Below are 22,568 nucleotides of genomic sequence, written 5' to 3'. Positions count from 1 at the left end.
GAGCAGACTGGAAAGGACGAGGCCGTCTCGGCTGAAGCTGTATGAATCGGAAGACAGTTATACGCAACTTGGCCATCGTTTTCGGCATCCTGCTGGTGATCTACGCCTTCAGCTACTTCGGAAACGACACGCGTGGCTGGAAGACCGTCGACACGTCGGTGGCGATAGCGCAGCTCGATTCGGGCAACGTCGACACCGCGCAGATCGACGATCGTGAGCAGCAGATCCGTCTCGATCTGAAGAACGGAAACGACGCTACCGAGGGCGAGACACAGATCCTCGCGAAGTACCCGGATTCGGCGTCGCAGACCATCTTCGACAAGGTCAACCAGGACGGTCTGCAGAGCTTCAACACCGTCGTCTCGCAGGACAGCTGGTTCTCGTCGCTGCTGCTCTTCCTCCTCCCGATGATCGTCCTGCTCGGACTCTTCGTCTTCGTCATGAGCCGTATGCAGGGCGGTGGACGCGGTGGCGTCATGGGCTTCGGCAAATCGAAGGCCAAGCAGCTCAGCAAGGACATGCCCAAGACGACGTTCCAGGACGTCGCGGGCGCCGACGAAGCCGTCGAAGAGCTCTACGAGATCAAGGATTTCCTGCAGAATCCCGCCCGCTACCAGTCGCTCGGCGCCAAGATTCCCCGCGGAGTCCTGCTGTACGGACCTCCCGGAACCGGTAAGACGCTGCTCGCCCGCGCAGTCGCAGGTGAGGCAGGCGTTCCGTTCTTCACCATTTCCGGCTCGGACTTCGTCGAGATGTTCGTCGGTGTCGGTGCGTCCCGCGTTCGCGACCTGTTCGAGCAGGCCAAGCAGAACAGCCCGTGCATCATCTTCGTCGACGAGATCGACGCCGTCGGACGCCAGCGTGGCGCAGGCATGGGCGGTGGCCACGACGAGCGGGAGCAGACGCTCAACCAGTTGCTCGTCGAGATGGACGGCTTCGGTGAGCGCACCGGCGTCATCTTGATCGCCGCCACCAACCGTCCCGACATCCTCGACCCCGCGCTGCTGCGTCCCGGCCGCTTCGACCGTCAGATTCCGGTCGGTGCCCCCGACCTCGCCGGCCGTCGCGCGATCCTCGCGGTGCATGCCGCGGGCAAGCCTGTTGCACAGGATGCCGACCTCGAGGGGCTCGCCAAGCGCACCGTCGGAATGTCCGGCGCGGACCTGGCCAACGTCATCAACGAGGCAGCTCTGCTCACCGCTCGCGAGAACGGCACGGTCATCACCGAGGCGTCGCTCGAGGAGTCGGTCGACCGCGTCGTCGGCGGCCCGCGTCGCAAGAGCCGCATCATCAGCGAGCACGAGAAGAAGATCACCGCGTACCACGAGGGCGGTCACACGCTCGCCGCGTGGGCGATGCCGGACATCGAGCCCGTCTACAAGGTGACCATCCTTGCCCGCGGCCGCACCGGCGGACATGCGATGACGGTCCCCGAGGACGACAAGGGTCTGATGACCAGGTCCGAGATGATCGCTCGCCTCGTCATGGCGATGGGCGGCCGCGCCGCCGAGGAACTGGTGTTCCACGAGCCGACGACGGGTGCGTCGTCGGATATCGACCAGGCCACCAAGATCGCGCGCGCGATGGTCACCGAGTACGGCATGAGCAGCAAGCTCGGCGCAGTCCGCTACGGCCAGGAGCAGGGCGATCCGTTCCTCGGCCGCTCGATGGGCGTGCAGTCCGACTTCTCGCACGAGGTCGCCCGCGAGATCGACGAGGAAGTGCGCAAGCTCATCGAGGCTGCACACACCGAGGCGTGGGCAATCCTCAACGAGTACCGCGACGTGCTCGACACGTTGGCTACCGAACTCCTCGAACGCGAAACCCTGACGCGCAAGGACCTGGAGAAGATCTTCACCAGTGTCACCAAGCGTCCGCGGATCACCACCTTCAACGACTTCGGTGAGCGGATTCCGTCGGACAAGCCGCCGGTGAAGACGCCGCGCGAGCTGGCCCTCGAACGTGGCGAGCCGTGGCCGCCGCAGCCGATCGCACCGAAAGTCGTTCCGCCGCAACCGTTCCCGCAGCCGCAGTACGCCGGTTCGCCGCAGCTGAGCAAGGGGCAGGACGCTCAGGGGGGTGGACGCAACGGCGGCTACACGAACGGTGGGTACACCAACGGTGCGCCGGTCAACGGGTCGCACGGGACGCATCCCCAGGGCGTGAGCCCGTACAACGGTGGGCCTGCCCACAGCCAGGGCAACGGCGGTGGCAACAACGGCGGTGGCAACAACGGCGGCGGTTACCGGGCTCCCGAACCGCGGCCGCAGGGTTCGCGGCCCGACTACGGTGCTCCCGCAGGGTGGTCGGCACCGGGCTGGCCTCCGCGCGAGTCGACCGGGCCGAATTCGGGACCGACCGAGCCCGCGTATCAGTCGCCGCACTACCGTCCGCCGCAGTACCAGCCCCCGGAGTATCGGGCACCCGAGTACCAGGCACCCGAGTACCAGGCGCCTGAATATCAGGCGCCCGAATACCGGACACCCGGTCATCAGGGGCCGGGTCATCAGGGGTCCGACAACCGCGGCCACAACGGTGACACGAGCCAGGGCGAGGGCCACGACAGCCCGCCGACCCAGCACTGGGATCCGCTCGGCGGTCTCCCGTCGAACCCGGAACCTCGCCCGGACGGCAACGAGCCCGGCCGTGACGAGGACGGTGGCCCACGCACTCAGCGCTGGGAAGGGCCGAACGGGCAGCACTAGCTCGTTCTGCGCTTTTGCCCGGACGCTAGGCTGACGAAGAATCCTCGGGGCATCCGAACCCCGCCAACGGAGGTGCGATCTTGGTGTCAGTCAGGCATGCCGGCGACGACGGCGCGGCCGCGGTCAACGGCGTCGGCGAGCTCGTCGCGGTCGAGACGGGGCAGACGTTCGATCAGCCCCGGGCGGAGGCGGCGGTGCGCGAGCTGCTGATCGCTGTCGGCGAGGATCCGGATCGTCCCGGACTCGTCGACACCCCGGCACGCGTCGCGCGGGCGTACAAGGAGATCTTCGGGGGCCTCTACACCGATCCCGACTCCGTGCTGAACACCACGTTCGACGAGGGCCACCAGGAATTGGTGCTGGTGCGCGACATTCCGATGTTCTCGACGTGTGAGCACCACCTGGTGTCCTTCCACGGCGTCGCCCACGTCGGGTACATCCCGGGCAAGGCAGGCAAGGTCACCGGCCTGTCCAAGCTCGCACGCGTCGTCGACCTGTATGCCAAGCGCCCGCAGGTGCAGGAGCGCCTGACCAGCCAGATCGCCGACGCGGTCATGCGCAAGCTCGATCCGCGGGGCGCCATCGTCGTCATCGAGGCCGAGCATCTGTGCATGGCGATGCGCGGCATCCGCAAACCCGGTGCGAGCACGACGACGTCGGCCGTGCGCGGTCTGTTGCAATCCAGTGCCGCGTCCAGGGCCGAGGCGTTGGATCTCATTCTTCGCAAATGAGCGTGCCCGCCGCACCCGTCGTGATGGGTGTTCTCAACGTCACCGCCGACTCGTTCTCCGACGGTGGCCGGTATCTCGACCTCGACGCGGCTGTCGCGCACGGTCTCGAACTGCGCGACTGCGGCGTCGGCATCGTCGATGTCGGCGGCGAATCGACTCGTCCCGGCGCTGCACGCGTCGCACCCGAGGTGGAGGCGGACCGCGTCGCTCCGGTCATCGCCGCTCTGGCCAGGCACGGAGTCACGACCAGCGTGGACACGATGCGGGCGTCGGTCGCCGCGGCTGCGATCGAGGCAGGAGTGTCGATCGTCAACGACGTCTCGGGTGGACGCGCGGACCCGGACATGGCCAACGTCGTCGCCGACGCAGGCGTGCCGTGGATTCTGATGCACTGGCGACCGGCGACGGCCTACGTGCACGCCGGGGGCGTCGAGCACTACGACGACATCGTCGCCGACGTCCGACGCGAATTGCTCGAGCAGGTCGATCTCGCGCTCGCAGCAGGCGTCGACGCGTCGAACATCATCCTCGATCCCGGTCTCGGGTTCGCGAAGAACGCGCGTCACAACTGGCAGTTGCTGCATGCGCTGCCGACGTTCGTCGAGCTGGGGATGCCGGTGCTCATCGGTGCGTCGCGCAAGCGCTTTCTCGGATCGTTGCTCGCCGCCGACGACGGCGCACCGCGCCCCCCGGCAGGCCGCGAAGTCGCCACGGCCGTCGTGTCGGCCCTCGCCGTCGCGGGCGGCGCGTGGGGCGTCCGGGTGCACGACGCCATCTCCTCGCTCGACGCGGTAGCGGTCGTAGCAGCATGGCAGTCAGGAGGCGCATGAGCGACCGGATCGAGTTGCGTGGACTCGTCGTCCGCGGACATCACGGGGTCTTCGACTTCGAGAAGCGTGACGGCCAGGATTTCGTCGTCGACATCATCGTGTGGATGGACTTGCGTCCGGCTGCGGCCACGGACGATCTGACGCGGACGATGCACTACGGCGAACTCGCCGAGGCCGCGGCGAAGATCGTGGCAGGCCCACCCCGGGATCTCATCGAGACGGTTGCCGCCGAGATCGCCGACGGCGTCATGGCCGACGAGCGAGTCGACGCGGTCGAGGTCACCCTGCACAAACCGTCGGCGCCGATTCCGCTGACGTTCGGCGACGTCGCGGTCGTCGCTTACCGGAGCAGGTCGTGACGCGTGCCGTGCTGTCGATCGGCAGCAACATCGGAGATTCGCTCGCGCATCTTCGATCGGTCGTCGACGCGCTCGGCGATCGGCTCGTGGCCGCGTCGGCCGTCTACTCGTCGGAGCCGTGGGGAGGCGTCGAGCAGCAGGATTTTATCAACGCGATTCTGATCGTCGACGATGTCGCTCGCGGGCCGTGGGAGTGGCTCGACTTCGCCCGTGCATGCGAAACGGCTGCCGATCGGGTCCGCGTGCAGCGATGGGGGCCACGCAGCCTGGACGTCGACATCGTCGTGTGCGACGACGTGAGCAGCGACGATGCCGAACTTCTTCTGCCGCACCCTCGTGCGCACGAGCGGGCGTTCGTTCTGATCCCGTGGCTCGACGTCGACCCGGCTGCGACGCTCGAGGTCGACGGCACGGTTCGCCCTGTCACCGAGTGGCTCGCTGCCCTCGGCGCTGACGAGCGTGCGGGCGTGCGTCGAACCGACATGACGCTCGACACACCGGAGTCCGCGTGAAACCGACTCGTGTCTGGGATCTGATCGGTCTCGCCGTCATCGCGGCCGTCGCCACGTGGTTGCTGGTGCGCACGTTCTACGGATCGTTGCCGCCCATCCCGGTCTACGCAGGCGCGTCGCTCTATCCCGTCGCGTTGGTCGAGACGATCCTCGCGTTCGTGATCCGATCCAGAGTCGACCGGCGTCAGATCGGCTCAGGCCCGCGTCAGATTCACCCGATCACCGCAGCGCGAGCCTTGGCTCTGGCAAAGGCTTCGGCACTGGTCGGCGCTGCTGCGACCGGCGTATGGATCGGATTCCTGCTGCATGTGATGCCGATGGTGTCGACCGTGCGTGCGGCCGCCTCCGACCGAGCGGGCGCGATCGTCGGACTCGTCGCGGGTGCAGCGCTCGTCGGCGCTGCGCTGTGGCTCGAACACTGCTGCCGCACGCCGGACGACTCGCCCGACGAGCCCACGCCGTGAGCCTCGCTCCTACCGTGTGAACACGACGGTCTTGTGAATCGAATCAGATCGACGTTTCAGCTTGTCTCGTGTAGTCCGATTTCCCGGCTACCCTGGTTGCCATGACCGAACCGACTCGCGCGAAAGCGACCCGCCGTCCGCGGCGCAGTGCGAGCCAGCTGTTCATCGCCGCCCTGGTGGTGTTCGGCATCGCAGCCAGTGCGCTGCTGCTGTTCAGCGAGAACATTCAATGGCTGCGCGTCGGCCTGGTCTCGGCGCTGTGGGCCGCGATCGTCGGCGCCTTCGCGATGACCAAGTATCGACGCGACGCAGTGGCCGATCAGGCCAAGGCCAAGGATCTGCAGACGGTGTACGAACTGCAGCTCGCACGCGAGATCTCCGCCCGGCGTGAGTACGAGCTGGGCGTCGAGGCCCGGGTGCGCAGCGAGGTGCAGCTCGAAACCACCGAGGTCGCAGCTCTGCGCGCGGAACTCGCGCATCTCCGCGAGAACCTGCAGCTGCTGTTCGACGGAAACCTGCCCACCGAACGTGTGGCGCTGCGCGCCGAGGCGACACGGATGCAGGAACTCGGCGGTCGCAGCTACGAGAACTACCAGGCTGCGGCGTCGGGCCTTTACGTCCCGGGCGGCGGTTCGCAGCCGCAGGCCAGCACGTCGGACGCCGAGAGCGCGCCCGTCGCCGGGCTGGGAAACCCGCTCGACGAGCCCGTCACGGCCGAGACGTCCGTGCTGTACCCCGACGTCCCCATCGGCAGCGAAGACCCCGGATCGACGGGCTATTCCACCGCAGCTCCTACCCGTCGACGGTCCGAGCGCGCGACGGATGTCCGGATCCCCGGCAGCGGACGTCGTGTTCCGATGCCGCCGCGCGCACCCATCGCGCCCCTCGTCAACGAGCCGGTCGGCTCGCCTGCAGGCCCACCCTCTCTCCCGGAACCCGAGCGCGAGCCGGAGCCGGAGCCGCAGCCGCAGCCAGAACCCGCGTACGTCGGCGGCGAGGCAGCAGCGGAGGCGTCGCCGGACCCTGCGCCCGCTCCCGACCCTGCACCGACGTACGACGACGGGCTGCCCCCGGTCTCACCGCGTCGCCGTCGTCGCGCGGAGCCGGAGGTCGACGCCGACGGAGCTCACTCGAACGGCCGGTCCGTCGCCGAGATCATGGCGGGCCTGCAATCGGGCGGGTCCGAGCCTCAGACGCGTCGGCACCGCCGTCGCGCGGACTGACACGCCGCCCGTGAAATAGATCACGCGCTCGGCCCGTGGTCGGGCGGTGCACGATGCCGCTATCCTTCCTGAAGGACGTCTGGTACCCGCCGAGCGGGACTGGAACGAACGAAGGGATCTTTGGTGACCTCATCGGAGTTCACCGCCGACATCGCACCTGCACGCCTCACCGTGGGAATCGTTTCCGCGGGCCGTGTGGGCACTGCGGTCGGCGAGGCGCTCGAGCGCGTCGGCCACGTCGTCGTGGCGTGTTCCGCGGTATCCGCGGATCCGGTGCAGCGGGCGACGACCCGACTGCCCGACACCGAGATTCTGCCGGTCGACGAGGTCGCGCGTCGCGCAGAGCTTCTCGTTCTCGCTGTTCCCGACACCGAACTCGCATCCATCGCCTCCGGATTGGCGTCGACGGGCGCGGTGGCCCCGGGAAAACTCGTCGTACACACGTCGGGTGCCAACGGCATCTCGGTGCTCGCACCGCTGACGGCGCTCGGGGCAATTCCCCTGGCGATCCACCCCGCGATGACGTTCACGGGTGAAGCCGAGGACACGGACCGTTTGTCGTCCGCGTGTTTCGGTATCACCGCCGCCGACGAGATCGGTTACGCGGTGGCGCAGGCGCTCGTCCTCGAGCTCGGTGGCGAGCCGGTTCACGTCGCCGAAGAGAATCGGGTGCTCTATCACGCAGCTCTCGCGCATGGGTCCAACCACCTCGTCACGGTCATCGCCGACGCGATCGACGCACTCGGCGTCGCACTCGACGGCCCTGGATTCCCTGGTATCGACACGGACCCGAACACCCCGGTCCGAGTCCTCGCACCGCTCGTCACTGCCGCTCTCGAGAATGCGTTGCGACGCGGCCGCTCGGCGTTGACCGGGCCTGTCGCCCGCGGCGACCTCGTCGCCGTCGAAGCACACCTGGCGACGCTGGCGAAAGTCGATCCAGGCATCGCGGCCGAGTACCGAGCCCTCGCACTGCGCGCGGCAACGAAGATCGGCTCGAACTCCGAGCTCGTCGAATTTCTGGAAGGTGAACGATGACCCTGGCAGGCAGCTACAAGGCGGGGGAGCTGACAGTCCACCACGATCCGGCCGTCGTCACCTCGGTGTCGAAAGCCCTTCGCGCCGTGGGCAAGACCGTCGCGCTGGTGCCGACGATGGGTGCTCTGCACGCCGGGCACATCCATCTCGTGCGTCAGGCGCGGCGTACCGGTGCGGTCGTCATCGTGTCGATCTTCGTCAATCCGCTGCAGTTCGGTGCAGGCGAGGACCTCGACGCGTATCCGCGTACGCTCGATGCCGACGTCGAACTTCTGCGCGAGGAAGGCGTCGAGCTCGTGTTCGCTCCGTCGGCGTCCGACATGTACCCGGCAGGCCCGCGCACGACGATCCATCCCGGCCCGCTCGGGAGCGAACTCGAAGGGGTGTCGCGTCCCACTCACTTCGCCGGAATGCTGACGGTCGTCGCGAAGTTGCTGCAGATAGCGACGCCGCATGCGGCGTACTTCGGGGAGAAGGACTATCAGCAGCTGACTTTGATCCGACAGATGGTGCGGGACTTGAACTTCGACGTCAAGATCTTCGGCGTTCCGACGGTTCGCGAGCAGGACGGGCTCGCGTTGTCGTCGCGTAACCGATACCTCGATCCCGCCCAACGTGAGGCGGCGATGGTGCTGTCCGCGGCTCTCGTCGCCGGTGCCCACGCGGCATCAGGTGGCGCCGAGGCGATTCTGGCGACCGCACGGAGCGTGCTCGACAGCACGCCCGAGGTGAAAGTGGACTATCTGGAACTTCGGGGTGTGGATCTCGGTCCCGCGCCCGAACGCGGCGACGGCCGGCTGCTCGTCGCAGCCAAGGTCGGCACGACGCGGCTGATCGACAACGTCGGGGTCGCCGTCGGCACCGGCTTCCTCGAGAACTGAAGGGAACGACCATGTTTCGTACGATGATGAAATCGAAGATCCACCGCGCCACCGTGACGCACGCGGACCTGCACTACGTGGGTTCGGTGACGGTCGACAAGGACCTGATGGAGGCTGCCGACCTGCTCGAGGGTGAGCAGGTGACGATCGTGGACATCGACAACGGCGCACGCCTCGAAACGTACGTCATCACCGGTGAGCGCGGCAGTGGCGTCATCGGAATCAACGGTGCCGCAGCGCATCTCGTCAATCCCGGTGACCTCGTCATTCTGATCGCCTACGGCGTGATGAACGAGCAGGAGGTAGCGAACTACGCCCCGCGCGTGGTGTTCGTCGACGAGAAGAACGCGCCCGTCGTGCTCGGTGCGGACCCGGCACACGCGCCGGAGGGTTCGGGCCTGATCGACCCGCGCTCGTTGCGCGCCGATTCCGTCGCGGTGTAGCCGTGCTTCTCGCGATCGACGTGCGCAACACGTCGACGACGCTCGGGCTCTTCACCGGCAGTGGAGATCACTCGAAGTTGTTGCGCGACTGGCGGATGCGCACCGATCCTCGCGTCACCGCGGACGAGCTGGCTCTGATGCTGCGTGGGCTTCTCGGCGACGACGTCGATCGGATCACCGGTGTATCGGCACTGTCGACGGTCCCGTCGGTGCTGCGCGAGATGCGCACGATGCTGGCGCGGTACTGGAAGCACGTGCCGCACGTGGTGGTCGAGCCCGGTGTACGCACGGGAGTGCCTCTGCTCGTCGACAATCCGAAAGAGGTGGGTGCGGACCGGATCGTGAACACCCTCGCGGCATACGATCTGTACGGAAGTGCATGCATCGTCGTCGATTTCGGCACGACGACGTGTGTCGACGTCGTGTCGGCCAAGGGAGAGTTCCTCGGTGGCGCGATCGCGCCCGGACTCGAAATATCAACGGCCGCAATGTCGTCGAGGTCCGCGGCGCTTCGTGAGGTCGAGTTGATTCGTCCACGCTCGGTCGTCGGGAAGAACACGGTCGAGTGCATGCAGTCCGGGGCCGTGTTCGGCTTCGCGGGTCTCGTGGACGGCCTCGTCGGACGCGTCAGGCGCGAGCTGCCCGAGTTCGCAGGCAAGGATGTCGCGGTCATCGGCACCGGCGACAGTGCACCGCTGATCATGGACGAGAGCACGTCGATCGAGCATCACGAGCCCGATCTGACGCTCGAAGGTCTGCGTCTGGTGTACGAACGCAATCTGGCGAAAAGGCGGGCGCGCTAGCGCGTTCGCGCTGCGTGTGTCAGAATCGTCGGCGTGATGATGTGCATGGGACCCCAGGAGTGTTGTCGAGGCTGACCGCTGCCTCGTTCATTTTCACACCCTGGAGTAGTTTCCGTGCTTTCCACACCTGTCTTTTCTGTATCTGCGCCCGTCTCTCCCCAGCTGACGCTGCCGACGCGCTTGCGCCCCCATGACCTGCTGCGCATCACCGATCAGGGTGCTGCCGATGTTCTGGAGGGCCGCTTCGACCACCTGCTGCCCGCAGGCGGAGTCTGGCCCACCGACGAGCGTTGGTCGACGCGCCTGCACGCCGACGACGACCTCGACGTCTGGCTGATCAGCTGGGTCGCCGACCGGTCCACCGAGCTGCACGACCATGCCGGGTCGCTCGGAGCGCTCACCGTTCTCAGCGGCTCGCTCGTCGAATACCGTTGGGCGGGAGACGCGTTGAAGCGTCGACGTCTCGACGCGGGAGATCAGGCGTCGTTCCCGCTCGGCTGGGTTCACGACGTCATGCGTGCACCCGCGTCGATCACCGGGCAGGAGCGGAGCCTGCGGAGCGACCCGACGACTCCTCACCCGACGCTGAGCGTGCATGCCTATTCGCCGCCTCTGACGGCCATGTCGTACTACGAAGTGACGGACAAGTCCACACTTCGAAGAACCCGCACCGAGCTCACCGACGAACCCGAAGGACCTTCGAAATGACCATCGTCGAAATGCTGGAGCAGGCCCGCACCAAGATCGACCGCATGACCGTCTTCGAGCTGCGCGACGCCGTCGCACGTGGCGCGATCGTCGTCGACATCCGCCCTCAGGCTCAGCGCGCCGTGGAGGGAACGCTTCCGGGTGCGCTCGCGATCGAACGCAACGTTCTGGAATGGCGTCTCGATCCGACCAGCGACGCGCGACTCGCCGCCGCCATCGACCACGACGTCGAATGGGTCGTGATCTGCTCCGAGGGATACACGTCGTCGCTCGCGGCCGCCTCGCTGCAGGAACTGGGTCTGACGAAGGCCACCGACCTCGTCGGCGGGTATCAAGCGCTGAAGGCGGCCGGGCTGCTCGGCATCCTGACACAGGCCAGGCACTGCGTCCGCGAGGCCGAGGCCGTCGCGTCGCACTGATCGGTTCCCGAGCCCTTCCTGCAAAAGCACATGCATTTGCGAGGTACGTAGGGCTCGCGGATAAAGTGTGTGTCCGTGACTGAAGCAGCTTCCCACATAGTCGACGACACGCCGGAACAGCTACGGATTCGTCGTGAAAAGCGGGACCGGCTGCTCGAGCAGGGCCGTGAGGCCTACCCGGTCTCGGTGGCGCGCACCCACTCGCTGCGCGAGATTCGCGATGCGTACCCCAGCCTCGACGCGGACACCACGACGGGTCAGCTCGTCGGCGTCGTCGGACGCATCATCTTCGTGCGCAACACCGGCAAGCTGTGCTTCGCGACGCTGCAGGAAGGCGACGGCACCCAGCTGCAGGCGATGATCAGCCTCGCGGGCGTCGGGGAGGATGCGCTCGCAGCATGGAAGGCCGACGTCGACCTCGGTGACTTCGTGTTCGTGCACGGCGAGGTCATCTCGAGCCGACGCGGCGAGCTCAGCGTCATGGCGGACGAATGGCAGATGGCGTCGAAGGCGCTGCGTCCGTTGCCCGTCGCGCACAAGGAACTGAACGAGGAGACGCGCATCCGTCAGCGCTACCTCGACCTGATCACCCGTCCCGAGGCTCGTGAGGTCGCACGCAAGCGCATCGCCGTCGTCCGCGAGCTGCGTAACGCGCTCGAACGTCGCGGCTTCCTCGAGGTCGAGACGCCGATGCTGCAGACGCTGCACGGCGGCGCCGCGGCGCGTCCGTTCGTCACGCACTCCAACGCACTCGACACGGATCTGTACCTGCGTATCGCTCCCGAACTCTTCCTGAAGCGCTGTGTCGTCGGCGGCATCGAGAAGGTCTTCGAGATCAACCGCAACTTCCGCAACGAGGGCGCCGACTCGTCGCACTCGCCGGAATTCGCGATGCTCGAGACGTACGAGGCATACGGCACGTACGACGACTCGGCCCGCATGACGCGCGAATTGATCCAGGAAGTCGCGCAGGCGGCGTTGGGCACGCAGGTCGTCGTGCTTCCCGACGGCTCCACGTACGACCTGAGCGGCGAGTGGACGACGCTCGAGATGTACCCGTCGCTGTCGGAGGCCATCGGCGTCACCGTCACCCCGGAGACCACCGTCGACGAGCTTCTTGCACTGGCGGAGAAGGTCGGGCTCGAGGTGCCACGCAAGGACGGCAAGCCGATCTACGGACACGGCAAGCTCGTCGAGGAACTGTGGGAGCACCAGGTGGGCGACGACCTGTCCGCGCCGACGTTCGTGCGGGACTTCCCCGTCGAGACGTCGCCGCTGACGCGTCAGCACCGCAGCATCGCTGGCGTCACCGAGAAGTGGGATCTCTACGTTCGAGGATTCGAGTTGGCCACCGGCTACTCCGAACTCGTCGACCCGGTCATCCAGCGCGAGCGGTTCGAGGATCAAGCGCGTCAGGCTGCGGCCGGCGACGACGAGGCAATGGTTCTGGACGAGGACTTTTTGGCCGCGATGGAACAGGGTATGCCGCCGACGACGGGCACCGGCATGGGAATCGATCGCCTTCTCATGGCGCTGACGGGATTGGGTATCCGGGAGACGATCCTGTTCCCGATCGTCAAGCCGTCGAAGTAGCCGGTTCGGTTGTTCGCCAGCAGCGGACAGCGAACCGGAAACGAAACTGCCCGTGCACGCGTTATGAACGGTAAGCAGGCATGGAGGGCCTCGGTAGGACCTTTCGGAACCGAGGCTTTACGGGACCGAGGGTCGGCAAGCGCACCACCGGCCAACTACAGTGAAGTTGGGCGCGCAGACGTATTCGAGCGTAGGCGCGACACCTTCGATGCCGAGCGACCCCGAGTTACCGAAAACGTGGTGCTGGAAAGACCTGGTGGGTGAGTGCTACCACCCACCGAGAAGTGAGGGAGAGCGATGTTCGAGAGGTTCACCGATCGCGCGCGGCGTGTTGTCGTCCTGGCTCAAGAAGAAGCCCGGATGCTCAACCACAACTACATCGGCACGGAGCACATCCTGCTCGGTCTCATCCACGAGGGTGAGGGCGTGGCGGCCAAGTCTCTGGAGTCGCTGGGTATCTCCCTTGAAGGAGTCCGCAGCCAGGTCGAGGAGATCATCGGTCAGGGCCAGCAGGCTCCGTCCGGTCATATTCCCTTCACCCCGCGCGCCAAGAAAGTTCTGGAGCTCAGCCTGCGTGAAGCGCTGCAGCTCGGCCACAACTACATCGGCACCGAGCACATCCTGCTGGGTCTGATCCGCGAAGGCGAAGGCGTCGCGGCTCAGGTTCTGGTCAAGCTCGGAGCCGACCTGAACCGTGTTCGCCAGCAGGTCATCCAGCTGCTGTCGGGATACCAGGGCAAGGAGCCGTCGGAGTCCGGCGGCAGCCGTGGCGAGGCGGGCACCCCGTCGACGTCGCTGGTTCTCGACCAGTTCGGACGTAACCTGACCCAGGCTGCCCTGGAAGGCAAACTCGACCCCGTCATCGGTCGCGCGAAGGAAATCGAGCGCGTCATGCAGGTCCTGAGCCGCCGTACCAAGAACAACCCTGTTCTCATCGGCGAGCCCGGCGTCGGTAAGACCGCCGTCGTCGAAGGCCTCGCGCAGGCCATCGTCAACGGCGAGGTTCCCGAGACGCTGAAGGACAAGCAGCTCTACACCCTCGACCTCGGGTCGCTGGTTGCAGGCAGCCGCTACCGCGGTGACTTCGAAGAGCGCCTGAAGAAGGTCCTCAAGGAGATCAACACTCGCGGCGACATCATCCTGTTCATCGACGAGCTGCACACTCTCGTGGGTGCAGGTGCGGCCGAGGGTGCCATCGACGCGGCGTCGATCCTCAAGCCGAAGCTCGCTCGTGGTGAGCTGCAGACCATCGGTGCCACGACCCTCGACGAGTACCGCAAGTACATCGAGAAGGACGCGGCTCTCGAGCGTCGCTTCCAGCCCGTTCAGGTCGGTGAGCCGACCGTCGAGCACACCATCGAGATCCTCAAGGGTCTGCGCGATCGCTACGAGGCTCACCACCGCGTCTCGATCACCGACGGTGCTCTCGTCGCGGCCGCGACGCTGGCCGATCGTTACATCAACGACCGCTTCCTGCCGGACAAGGCCATCGACCTCATCGACGAGGCGGGCGCGCGCATGCGCATCCGCCGGATGACCGCGCCGCCGGACCTGCGCGAGTTCGACGACAAGATCGCCGACGCTCGTCGCGAGAAGGAATCCGCGATCGACGCACAGGATTTCGAGAAGGCTGCGAACCTGCGCGACAAGGAGAAGCAGCTGGTTCACCAGCGCACCGAGCGTGAGAAGCAGTGGCGCTCCGGTGACCTGGACGTCATCGCCGAGGTCGACGACGAGCAGATCGCCGAGGTCCTCGGAAACTGGACCGGCATCCCCGTCTTCAAGCTCACCGAGGAGGAGACCACGCGTCTGCTCCGCATGGAGGAGGAGCTGCACAAGCGGATCATCGGCCAGGAAGACGCCGTCAAGGCCGTCTCGAAGGCGATCCGTCGTACGCGTGCAGGCCTGAAGGATCCGAAGCGCCCGTCGGGCTCGTTCATCTTCGCCGGCCCGTCCGGTGTCGGTAAGACCGAGCTGTCGAAGGCTCTCGCGAACTTCCTGTTCGGCGAGGACGACGCACTCATCCAGATCGACATGGGCGAGTTCCACGACCGCTTCACCGCGTCGCGGCTCTTCGGTGCTCCTCCCGGATACGTCGGTTACGAAGAGGGCGGCCAGCTCACCGAGAAGGTCCGTCGCAAGCCGTTCTCCGTCGTCCTGTTCGACGAGATCGAGAAGGCACACCAGGAGATCTACAACACGCTCCTGCAGGTGCTGGAAGACGGCCGCCTCACCGACGGTCAGGGTCGTACGGTCGACTTCAAGAACACCGTGCTGATCTTCACGTCGAACCTCGGTACGTCGGACATCTCGAAGGCCGTCGGCCTCGGCTTCTCCTCGGGTGAGGGCCAGGGCTCGAACTACGAGCGCATGAAGCTCAAGGTCAACGACGAGCTGAAGAAGCACTTCCGCCCCGAGTTCCTCAACCGTATCGACGACATCGTCGTGTTCCACCAGCTCACGCAGGACGAGATCATCCAGATGGTCGACCTCATGCTGAACCGCGTGGAGGGTGCGCTGCGGAACAAGGACATGTCCATCGAGGTCACCGAGAAGGCGAAGTCCCTGCTCGCGAAGCGCGGCTTCGACCCCGTCCTGGGTGCGCGGCCGCTGCGTCGCACGATCCAGCGCGAGATCGAGGACCAGCTGTCGGAGAAGATCCTCTTCGGCGAGATCGAGGCAGGCCAGATCGTTCTGGTCGACGTCGAGAACTGGGACGGCGAAGGCCAGGGCGAGGACGCCAAGTTCACGTTCCGCGGTGAGAAGAAGCCGATCAGCGTTCCGGACGAGCTGCCCGTCGACCTGGCCAAGGCCGCGGGAGACAGCGACAGCGAGTAGTCAGGTAGTTCCAACGAAGCGGGCCACGCCATCTGTTCGGCGTGGCCCGCTTCGTTGTCTCGCTGTCCTACGGCATCGATGTCACGCGGCAGCCGACAGACGGCTGCGAGGGTCCATCGATGCGGAACGACCACGAGCGAGTACACAGTTCGCACGACAAAGGTGAGGCACGAACGCCCATACTGAGCTTTACTGTCGCGTGTGACCTCTGTCGAGAAGGGCTCGGTACCGGCCCGAGCCGGGCTGGTGTTGTTCGTTCTGATCCTCGTCGCCGCAGTGGCGAACCTGAATCTGGCCGTCGCCAATGTCGCTCTGCCCGAGATCGGTCGAGATTTCGACGCGAGTCAGACCCAGCTGAACCTCGTCGCCGTCGCGTACTCGCTCGGTCTTGCCGCGTCGGTGTTGTACCTCGGCGCGATCGGAGATCGGTACGGACGCAAGCTACTGCTCGTGCTGGGAATGACGCTGTCGATTCCGGCATGTGTGGTCGCGGGGTTCGCGCCGAACGTCGAGGTGCTGTTCGGTGCCCGATTGCTCGGTGGTCTGTCCGCGGGGCTCGCGTATCCGACGACGTTGGCCCTGATCACGGCGTTGTGGTCGGGACCGGCACGGACCAAGGCGATCGCGTTGTGGTCGGCGCTCGGCGGCGCCCTGTCCGCGCTGGGACCGCTGATGTCGGGCGCGCTGCTCGAGAAGTTCCACTGGGGTTCGGTGTTCCTGGTGACGCTGCCACTCGCGTTGCTGGCCTTGATCCTCGCGGTGGTGTTCGTTCCCGCGCACGTCAACGAGACGACCGACGCGGTGGACCATCTGGGCGGCATGGTGTCGGTGGTGTTCATCGCGGCCTTGGTTCTCGGTATCAACTTCGCGCCGGTGCGAGGCATGGGGACGTTGTCCATCGGTCTCGGCGTCATCGCGCTCGCGGCGGGTGTCGCGTTCGTCGTCCGGCAGCGACGGGTCGAATCTCCGTTGTACGACCTGGGCGTCGCCCGACGTCGCACGTTCTGGGTGGCGGCGCTGGCGGGCATCATCGTGTTCGGATCGTTGATGGGAGTCATCTTCGTCGGACAGCAGTTTCTGCAGAACGTGCTCGGATACTCGACCCTCGCTGCTGGCGCGTCGACGCTTCCCGCCGCGCTGGCGATGGTCGTCGTCGCACCACAGTCGGCCAAGCTCGTCGAGTCCCACGGGTCGAGGTTCACGCTGCTGCTCGGATACGTGTTCATCGTCGCCGGGCTCGTCGTCGCATGGGCGACCTGGAAGGAGAACATCGCCTATTGGGTCGTCGCGATCAGCTACATCATGCTCGGCGTCGGCGTCGGGTTCGCCGGCACGCCGGCGTCGCGGTCGCTGACGGGCTCGGTTCCGGTGCATCGTGCCGGAATGGCCTCCGGCACTGCAGATCTCCAACGCGACCTGGGTGGTGCCATCATGCAATCCACCCTCGGAGCGTTGCTGACGGCAGGCTACGCGGCGTCGGTGTCGTCACAGATCGCGAGCTCTCCGAACGCGAGCGCGGTCAGCGAGCAGACCCAGGCGGTCCTGACGAAATCGTTCTCCTCGGCCGCCGACCTCTCCGAGAGTTACCCGCAGTATGCCGATCAGATCATCTCCGCCGCGAGGCAAGCGTTCCTCGACGGTGACCAGAACGCTTACGCCGCAGCCATTCTCGTGGTTCTCGTGGGTGCAGTTCTGGTGTTCTTCGCATTCCCCAAGCGCGACGCCGAAAGAGTCCTTCTCGCGCACTATCATTCGCACGACGCGCAGCGATCGGAGTCCGCGGAGAGGCCCGGTTAGGGAACAGCCGATCCGGGCAACCTGCACACCAGGGCCGCTGGACGGGCGGTCCGCGACGAGAGGAATTGGAACGCAATGCCCACACGTACTTCGCGCACCGCATGGAACGGAACCCTCGAAGCCGGATCGGGTCAGGTCGAGCTGACGAGTTCGGGCGCAGCAACGTTCGACGTGTCCTTTCCCAAGCGTGCCGCCGAGAATGCCGACGGCACGACGAGCCCGGAGGAGTTGATCGCTGCCGCACACTCGTCCTGCTACGCAATGCAGCTGTCGGCGCTGATCGCCGAAGCGGGCGGCACACCCCAGAGTCTCGAGGTCAAGGCCGACGTCTCGCTCGGCCCGGACGATCCCGGATTCAAGCTCACGGGTATCAAGCTGACGGTCCGCGGTGAGGTCGACGGCCTCGACGACGAAGGTTTCGCGAAGGCTGCGCAGTCGGCCAAGGAGACGTGCCCGGTCAGCAAAGCACTCACGGGCGTCGAGATCACTCTGGACGCCGCGCTCGAATCCTGACCCGGGAACAGCCGACGCACCCCGGCGGTTGCATTCGCCGTGACTTCAACTGATATCGATGTCCTGCAGGTGGAGGTCTGGTCCGACATCGCATGTCCCTGGTGCTTCATCGGGAAGACGCGGTTCGCGGCGGCACTAGAGCAATTCGACCGCCGCGACCGCGTCGACGTGATCTGGCGTTCTTATCAACTGTCGCCCGAGGCGCCCGTCGGCGCGCGAGAACGCGAATTGGACGCACTCGTGCGCATGAAAGGCATGGCTCCCGAACAGGTAGCAGGCATGTTCGAGCACGTCGCGAGCATCGCGAAGGCGGACGGACTGACGATCGACTTCGACACCGTCGTCGCCGCGAACACGTTCGACGCCCATCGCCTCGTCCACATCGCACGCAAACAAGGTCTCGCCGACGAAATCCTGTCCGCGCTGTTCGAGGCTCATTTCTCCGATGGCCGCGTCGTCGACGATCGGGACGTTCTGGTCGAACTGGCAGAACGTGCGGGCGTAACCGGTGCTGCCGACGCTTTGGCGGGTGACGCCGGGTTGGACGAGGTACGTGCCGATCTTGCGACCGCAAGAGAACTGCAGGTCACAGGGGTTCCGTTCTTCGTGGCCGGACGTCGAATCGCAGTCTCGGGTGCGCAGCCGGTGCCGGTGCTTCTGCAGCTGTTGGAGCAGGGGTTCGACGCGATGCGCGAGTAGCGTCCGCCGATACCGCCTGGTCTCCAGTAGCCGCGCGTTACATCCTTCCCCTAGTCTGTAATTCTTGAAACCCGAACCAATCCGGTGCGGTTTCGGGTACGAATACCGATGGAACGACTGGTTTCGACGCGAAATACAAGAATTCGACGGTTGGGGGACCAGGAAGGAACGGCCCGAGACGATGGTCTGGTCGAGGTTCCTGGCTGCGGGGCTCGCCTGCGTGGCCGGGTACATCCTGCTCGCGGACGATGTCTGGCGTGCGGTCCTCCACGCGCTGGTAGCTGTGGTTACCGTCGTTGCATTCGTCCGCGGTGGATATGCGCGTCGCCGCGACGACCGGGCAACGTGGGTCCTACTGCTGATCGGTCTGCTGGCCTGCGTTGTCGGCGACGCCGTCGTCGAGTTCGGGGATGTCCAGGGGCGCGCGGCACCGGTGGTGTCGGTGGCGGACTTCCTGTATCTGATCGGCCATGCGGCGTTCGTCGGCGCGGTTCTCTGTTTGCGCGACGCCGACGGCCGCGTAGTCAAGGTCGAGGACGTTCTCGAGGCGTCGATCGTGGCTACCGGACTCGGCCTGATCTCCTGGGTCTTCCTGGTCGGGCACGGGCCGGCCGGAGAACTGCCGGCTCGGTTGGCGTCGAACTGGCCCGTTGTGCTGTACCCGATCGCGGACGGCCTGCTCGTCGCCACGGCCTTGATCCTTCTGCTGTCGAAACGCGCGCGAACCACTCCGTTCGTGCTGCTCACGGTCGCGTTCTGCGCGATCGCCCTGTCGAATCCGCTCGCGTACAACGCATCGGCATATACGTTCTGGAACGGTCTGACCGTCGACCCTGCCACCGCGACCTCGCTCCTCGGCTACGTGCTGTTGGCCGCGTACTCGCTCCACCCGTCGCGTCGGGTGTCGTCGTCCGTCGGGGTGGAGAAGCACTTGTTCGCCGACCGAACGCGACTCCTCGGGTTGTGCGCGGCGAGCCTGATGGCGCCCGTGGTGATGGGCGTAGAACTCGCACGAGGCGCTCCGGTGTCCGAGTGGGGCTGGATCGTCGCGGGGTGTTCGATGGTCGTGGTCGCGCTCGTCGGAGCTCGAATGGCCTGTTTCCTGTCGGTGATGAGACGCCAAGCGTCGGAACTGACCACCGCGGCGATGTCGGACTCCACCACCGGTCTGCCGAACCGTCGGCGTATCGGTGAACTGCTCGACCGCGCAGTCGACGAGGCGACAGACCAGGGAATCCTGGTGCTGATCGTCGACATCGATCGCTTCGCCCAGATCAACGAGACGTTCGGGTATCCGGTGGGAGACACCGTTCTGCGCGAAATCGGGCAACGACTCGTCTCCGCCGCGGTGACGGACGCCGTCGTCGGACGGCTCGGCGGAGACCAGTTCGTCGTCGCGGTACCGACGCAGCGAATGCCGATGCCGGCCGCCGAATGTGCCGAGCACTTCCAACGATGCGTGAGCAGGACGATGTTCGTGCACGACATCAATGTCGCGTTGGAGGCGACGGTCGGCGTCGTACAGTCCTCGACGCTGCCCGGCGCCGACGCCGACGCACTCCTGCAACACGCGCACGTCGCGCTGACCGCGGCGAAGGCGGGCCACATGCGCCTGTCGATCTACGCCCCGGCGATGGACTGCGATCGCCGCGAGCAGATGCGGTTGCTCGGCGAACTCGAAACTGCCGTTCTGCAACGCCAATTGCGCGTGTTCTTCCAGCCCTGCCTGGATCTGCTGACCGGCCGTGTCGTCGGCGTCGAGGCACTGTTGCGGTGGCAGCATCCACGAGAAGGATTGATCGGGCCCGGTTCGTTCCTTGCCGACGCCGAGCGCACCGGTATGCTGCCCGCGATCACCGCGTACGTTCTGGAAGACGCGCTCGCGTGCTGTGGCGCATTGCGCAGCAAAGGTTTTCGCATCGGAATCTCGATCAACCTGTCCGTGCGCAACCTGATCGACCCGACGCTCGTCGATCAAGTTGCGTCGGCGCTCGAGCGGCACGACGTGCCCTCGTCCGCAGTCGAATTCGAGGTGACGGAGACGTCGGCGATGACCGATCCGCGTCGCTCGGTCGACGCGCTCGTGTCATTGAGGGACATCGGATCGTCGATCGCGATCGACGACTACGGCACCGGATACAGCTCGCTGGCCTACCTCAGATCCCTTCCGGTGCAGACACTGAAGATCGACAGGTCGTTCGTCACCGCGATGAACAGTCAACCCACCAATGCATCCATCGTGCGTTCGACGATCGAACTCGGACGCAGCCTCGGAATGAACGTCGTCGCAGAAGGCGTGGAGGACAAGGCAACTCTGGATCGTCTTCGTGTTCTCGGATGCGACGGCGCGCAGGGTTACCACATCGGACGCCCTGTTCCCGCCGAGGAATTGCAGGCGCTCGTCGAGCGCGTCGAAGGCAGGGTCTCGTCCGGACTCGACGTGGACCGTGACGACGACGCCTCGTCGGAAGCCGTAGGGCCGGTGCCCCAACGACAGTAGTGAGTGACGCCGTACGGGCGTAGGACGATGAGGGCGCACCACGAAGCATCGGGGGATTCGAGTGCTGGTCAGTGGGAGTGCAGGACAGTGGATCCGGTTGTCGAGGAGTGGGTGGCGGAGTTCGCCGCCACGGCCGACCGATCCCCCGACGCGATGTGTCTGCGGGGGTCGGACGGTGATGTCGCGTACCTGAATTCGGCGGCGATCGAGTTGATCGGTGCGCGGGACACGGCCGAGGCGGTGCGGACCGCCGAATGGGTGTTCGGCTCGGTGTACGCACGTACGGGCCCGGTGGCACGTGCGCTCGCGGGTGGGGTGTGGACGGGCGATGTCGAACTCACGCACCTCCGCACCGGAGAGGCGATACCGACGTGGGTGTCCGCGTACGTGGTGACGGGACGGCACGCTTCCGTCGCGATGGTGGCCTTGGCATTCCGCGACCTACGTGGTCGTTTCGATCACGAACGGCGCCTCGTCGAGGTCGCCGTCGCGGCCGACGCGCACGCCAGGGAACAGCGGGCGGTCGCGAATCTGAGTCGAATCGCGTTGACGGCCAGCCCAGCCCACGTCATGCAGACCGCAACCGACGCGGCCCTGTCGTTGATGGGTATGAAGTGCGCCGTCATCTTCGAACCCGGGTTTCCGAGCAGAACGGAACTGATGGCCGTCGCCTATTCGGGCCCGGGCCGTGCTCCCGGTCCGATTCCTCTGTCCCGCATGTCTCATGCCGCGGCAGCGCTGGTGTCCGACGAGCCCGTCGTGTGCGTCGACCGCGACGCGGAGTTCCGCTTTCCGACGGAATTCATGCGAGACCGAGGCGTGCGCAGCGGGGCTGCCGTCGTGATCGACGGGATGGGGGAGCCGTGGGGTGTCCTCGCGGTGTACAGCGCCGAGCGCAGGGGGTTCGACGACGGCGAACTCGCATTCGTGCAAACCGTCGCCGGTGTGGTGTCGGCGGCCGTTCGTCGGCACGACCTCGAGAGTGAACTGCGACGCCGGACCCTGCACGATCCGCTGACGGGATTGCCCAACCGTGTGCTCGTCGGGCAACGGATCCGTGACATCGCCGAGAACGGAAACCCTTATCCGATAGCACTTCTCGTGATCGACCTGGACAACTTCAAGACGATCAACGACACGTTGGGGCATGCTGTCGGGGACGACATCCTGAGAATCGCAGCCGAAACTCTGGCCGGCGCAGTGGGTCCCGACGACACCGTGTCGAGATTCGGCGGCGACGAGTTCGTCGTGTTGCATCGCGGGTCGGATGCCGTCGGGGTGGCGAAGCGGATACTTGCCGAACTCGCGGATCCGGTCGAGATCGAGGGATACGTCGTCACCGTCTCGGCGAGTATCGGCATCGCTGTCGACGACGGGTTCCAGGCCGACGCCGACGACCTGCTCAGGAAAGCCGACGCGGCGATGTACGCCGCGAAGAACGCCGATACGTCCGGGTTTTCGGTGTTCGGCACGCCGTCCTCACGTGCCGAACACGATCTTGCGCTGTGAGGC

General features: G+C 66.0%; 20 protein-coding genes. All 20 read left to right on the top strand.

The genetic code is table 11. The features are described 5' to 3' along the window. The first annotated feature begins 41 nt into the window (after positions 1-41). The 20 genes from ftsH to RhoFasB10_RS17810 all read left to right on the top strand — a co-directional run bounded on the left by ftsH (position 42) and on the right by RhoFasB10_RS17810 (position 22,565). Positions 42-2,705, top strand: a complete 2,664-nt coding sequence (gene ftsH, locus RhoFasB10_RS17905; protein WP_167677723.1) for an ATP-dependent zinc metalloprotease FtsH — start codon at positions 42-44, stop codon at positions 2,703-2,705. Positions 2,706-2,788: 83 nt separating this feature from the next. Next, the gene (gene folE / locus RhoFasB10_RS17900) at positions 2,789-3,436 is read left to right on the top strand and encodes a GTP cyclohydrolase I FolE (protein ID WP_114331955.1); all 648 of its coding nucleotides are present in this window, start codon (positions 2,789-2,791) and stop codon (positions 3,434-3,436) included. Further along, positions 3,433-4,266, top strand: a complete 834-nt coding sequence (gene folP, locus RhoFasB10_RS17895) for a dihydropteroate synthase (protein ID WP_206031060.1) — start codon at positions 3,433-3,435, stop codon at positions 4,264-4,266. The genes folE and folP overlap by 4 nt, the downstream gene beginning before the upstream one ends. Then, positions 4,263-4,625: a dihydroneopterin aldolase gene (gene folB, locus RhoFasB10_RS17890; protein ID WP_114331956.1), complete on the top strand. Its 363-nt coding sequence runs from the start codon at positions 4,263-4,265 to the stop codon at positions 4,623-4,625. Before folP ends, folB begins: the two co-directional genes overlap by 4 nt. Beyond that, a complete protein-coding gene (folK, locus tag RhoFasB10_RS17885) occupies positions 4,622-5,137 on the top strand; it encodes a 2-amino-4-hydroxy-6-hydroxymethyldihydropteridine diphosphokinase (protein ID WP_167677721.1) in 516 nt (171 codons plus the stop codon). The genes folB and folK overlap by 4 nt, the downstream gene beginning before the upstream one ends. After that, complete coding sequence (locus tag RhoFasB10_RS17880; protein WP_167677719.1) at positions 5,134-5,601, top strand: DUF3180 domain-containing protein; 468 nt, start codon at positions 5,134-5,136, stop codon at positions 5,599-5,601. The genes folK and RhoFasB10_RS17880 overlap by 4 nt, the downstream gene beginning before the upstream one ends. A gap of 101 nt (positions 5,602-5,702) precedes the next feature. After that, on the top strand, positions 5,703-6,824 hold the full coding sequence (locus tag RhoFasB10_RS17875) for a DUF6779 domain-containing protein (RefSeq protein ID WP_167677717.1): 1,122 nt from the start codon (positions 5,703-5,705) through the stop codon (positions 6,822-6,824). A 123-nt stretch (positions 6,825-6,947) separates the two neighbouring features. Next, positions 6,948-7,862 (top strand): DUF2520 domain-containing protein, encoded by a 915-nt coding sequence (locus tag RhoFasB10_RS17870; protein ID WP_167677715.1) that lies wholly within the window; start codon positions 6,948-6,950, stop codon positions 7,860-7,862. Continuing rightward, positions 7,859-8,743, top strand: a complete 885-nt coding sequence (gene panC, locus RhoFasB10_RS17865) for a pantoate--beta-alanine ligase (RefSeq protein WP_167677713.1) — start codon at positions 7,859-7,861, stop codon at positions 8,741-8,743. Before RhoFasB10_RS17870 ends, panC begins: the two co-directional genes overlap by 4 nt. A gap of 11 nt (positions 8,744-8,754) precedes the next feature. Next, on the top strand, positions 8,755-9,186 hold the full coding sequence (gene panD, locus RhoFasB10_RS17860; RefSeq protein ID WP_068423188.1) for an aspartate 1-decarboxylase: 432 nt from the start codon (positions 8,755-8,757) through the stop codon (positions 9,184-9,186). 2 nt (positions 9,187-9,188) lie between these two features. Beyond that, positions 9,189-9,989: a type III pantothenate kinase gene (locus RhoFasB10_RS17855; protein ID WP_114331962.1), complete on the top strand. Its 801-nt coding sequence runs from the start codon at positions 9,189-9,191 to the stop codon at positions 9,987-9,989. 114 nt (positions 9,990-10,103) lie between these two features. Continuing rightward, entirely contained in the window at positions 10,104-10,697 is a 594-nt protein-coding gene (locus RhoFasB10_RS17850; protein ID WP_308115215.1) for a cysteine dioxygenase, read from the top strand. Further along, a complete protein-coding gene (locus RhoFasB10_RS17845; protein ID WP_167677711.1) occupies positions 10,694-11,116 on the top strand; it encodes a rhodanese-like domain-containing protein in 423 nt (140 codons plus the stop codon). The genes RhoFasB10_RS17850 and RhoFasB10_RS17845 overlap by 4 nt, the downstream gene beginning before the upstream one ends. A gap of 75 nt (positions 11,117-11,191) precedes the next feature. Beyond that, positions 11,192-12,709 carry a lysine--tRNA ligase gene (gene lysS, locus RhoFasB10_RS17840; RefSeq protein ID WP_167677709.1) on the top strand — a complete coding sequence of 506 codons (1,518 nt, stop codon included), beginning with the start codon at positions 11,192-11,194 and terminating at the stop codon, positions 12,707-12,709. 297 nt (positions 12,710-13,006) lie between these two features. Then, on the top strand, positions 13,007-15,547 hold the full coding sequence (locus RhoFasB10_RS17835) for an ATP-dependent Clp protease ATP-binding subunit (protein WP_068423176.1): 2,541 nt from the start codon (positions 13,007-13,009) through the stop codon (positions 15,545-15,547). A 201-nt stretch (positions 15,548-15,748) separates the two neighbouring features. Next, positions 15,749-17,344: an MFS transporter gene (locus tag RhoFasB10_RS17830; protein ID WP_167677707.1), complete on the top strand. Its 1,596-nt coding sequence runs from the start codon at positions 15,749-15,751 to the stop codon at positions 17,342-17,344. Between the two features lie 75 nt (positions 17,345-17,419). Then, positions 17,420-17,857 carry an OsmC family protein gene (locus RhoFasB10_RS17825; RefSeq protein WP_167677705.1) on the top strand — a complete coding sequence of 146 codons (438 nt, stop codon included), beginning with the start codon at positions 17,420-17,422 and terminating at the stop codon, positions 17,855-17,857. A 39-nt stretch (positions 17,858-17,896) separates the two neighbouring features. Continuing rightward, positions 17,897-18,556, top strand: a complete 660-nt coding sequence (locus RhoFasB10_RS17820; protein WP_068423166.1) for a DsbA family oxidoreductase — start codon at positions 17,897-17,899, stop codon at positions 18,554-18,556. Positions 18,557-18,620: 64 nt separating this feature from the next. Then, complete coding sequence (locus RhoFasB10_RS17815) at positions 18,621-21,056, top strand: bifunctional diguanylate cyclase/phosphodiesterase (RefSeq protein ID WP_167677703.1); 2,436 nt, start codon at positions 18,621-18,623, stop codon at positions 21,054-21,056. 87 nt (positions 21,057-21,143) lie between these two features. Beyond that, positions 21,144-22,565, top strand: coding sequence for a diguanylate cyclase (locus RhoFasB10_RS17810; RefSeq protein ID WP_243636928.1), 1,422 nt, complete (start codon positions 21,144-21,146; stop codon positions 22,563-22,565). The last annotated feature ends 3 nt before the right edge of the window (positions 22,566-22,568 follow it).

Source organism: Rhodococcus sp. B10, assembly GCF_011770055.1.
Taxonomy (GTDB): Bacteria; Actinomycetota; Actinomycetes; order Mycobacteriales; family Mycobacteriaceae; genus Rhodococcoides; species Rhodococcoides kyotonensis_B.
Note: the sequence above shows the minus strand (reverse complement) of the source record. Positions and strands in the feature narration are given on the sequence as shown.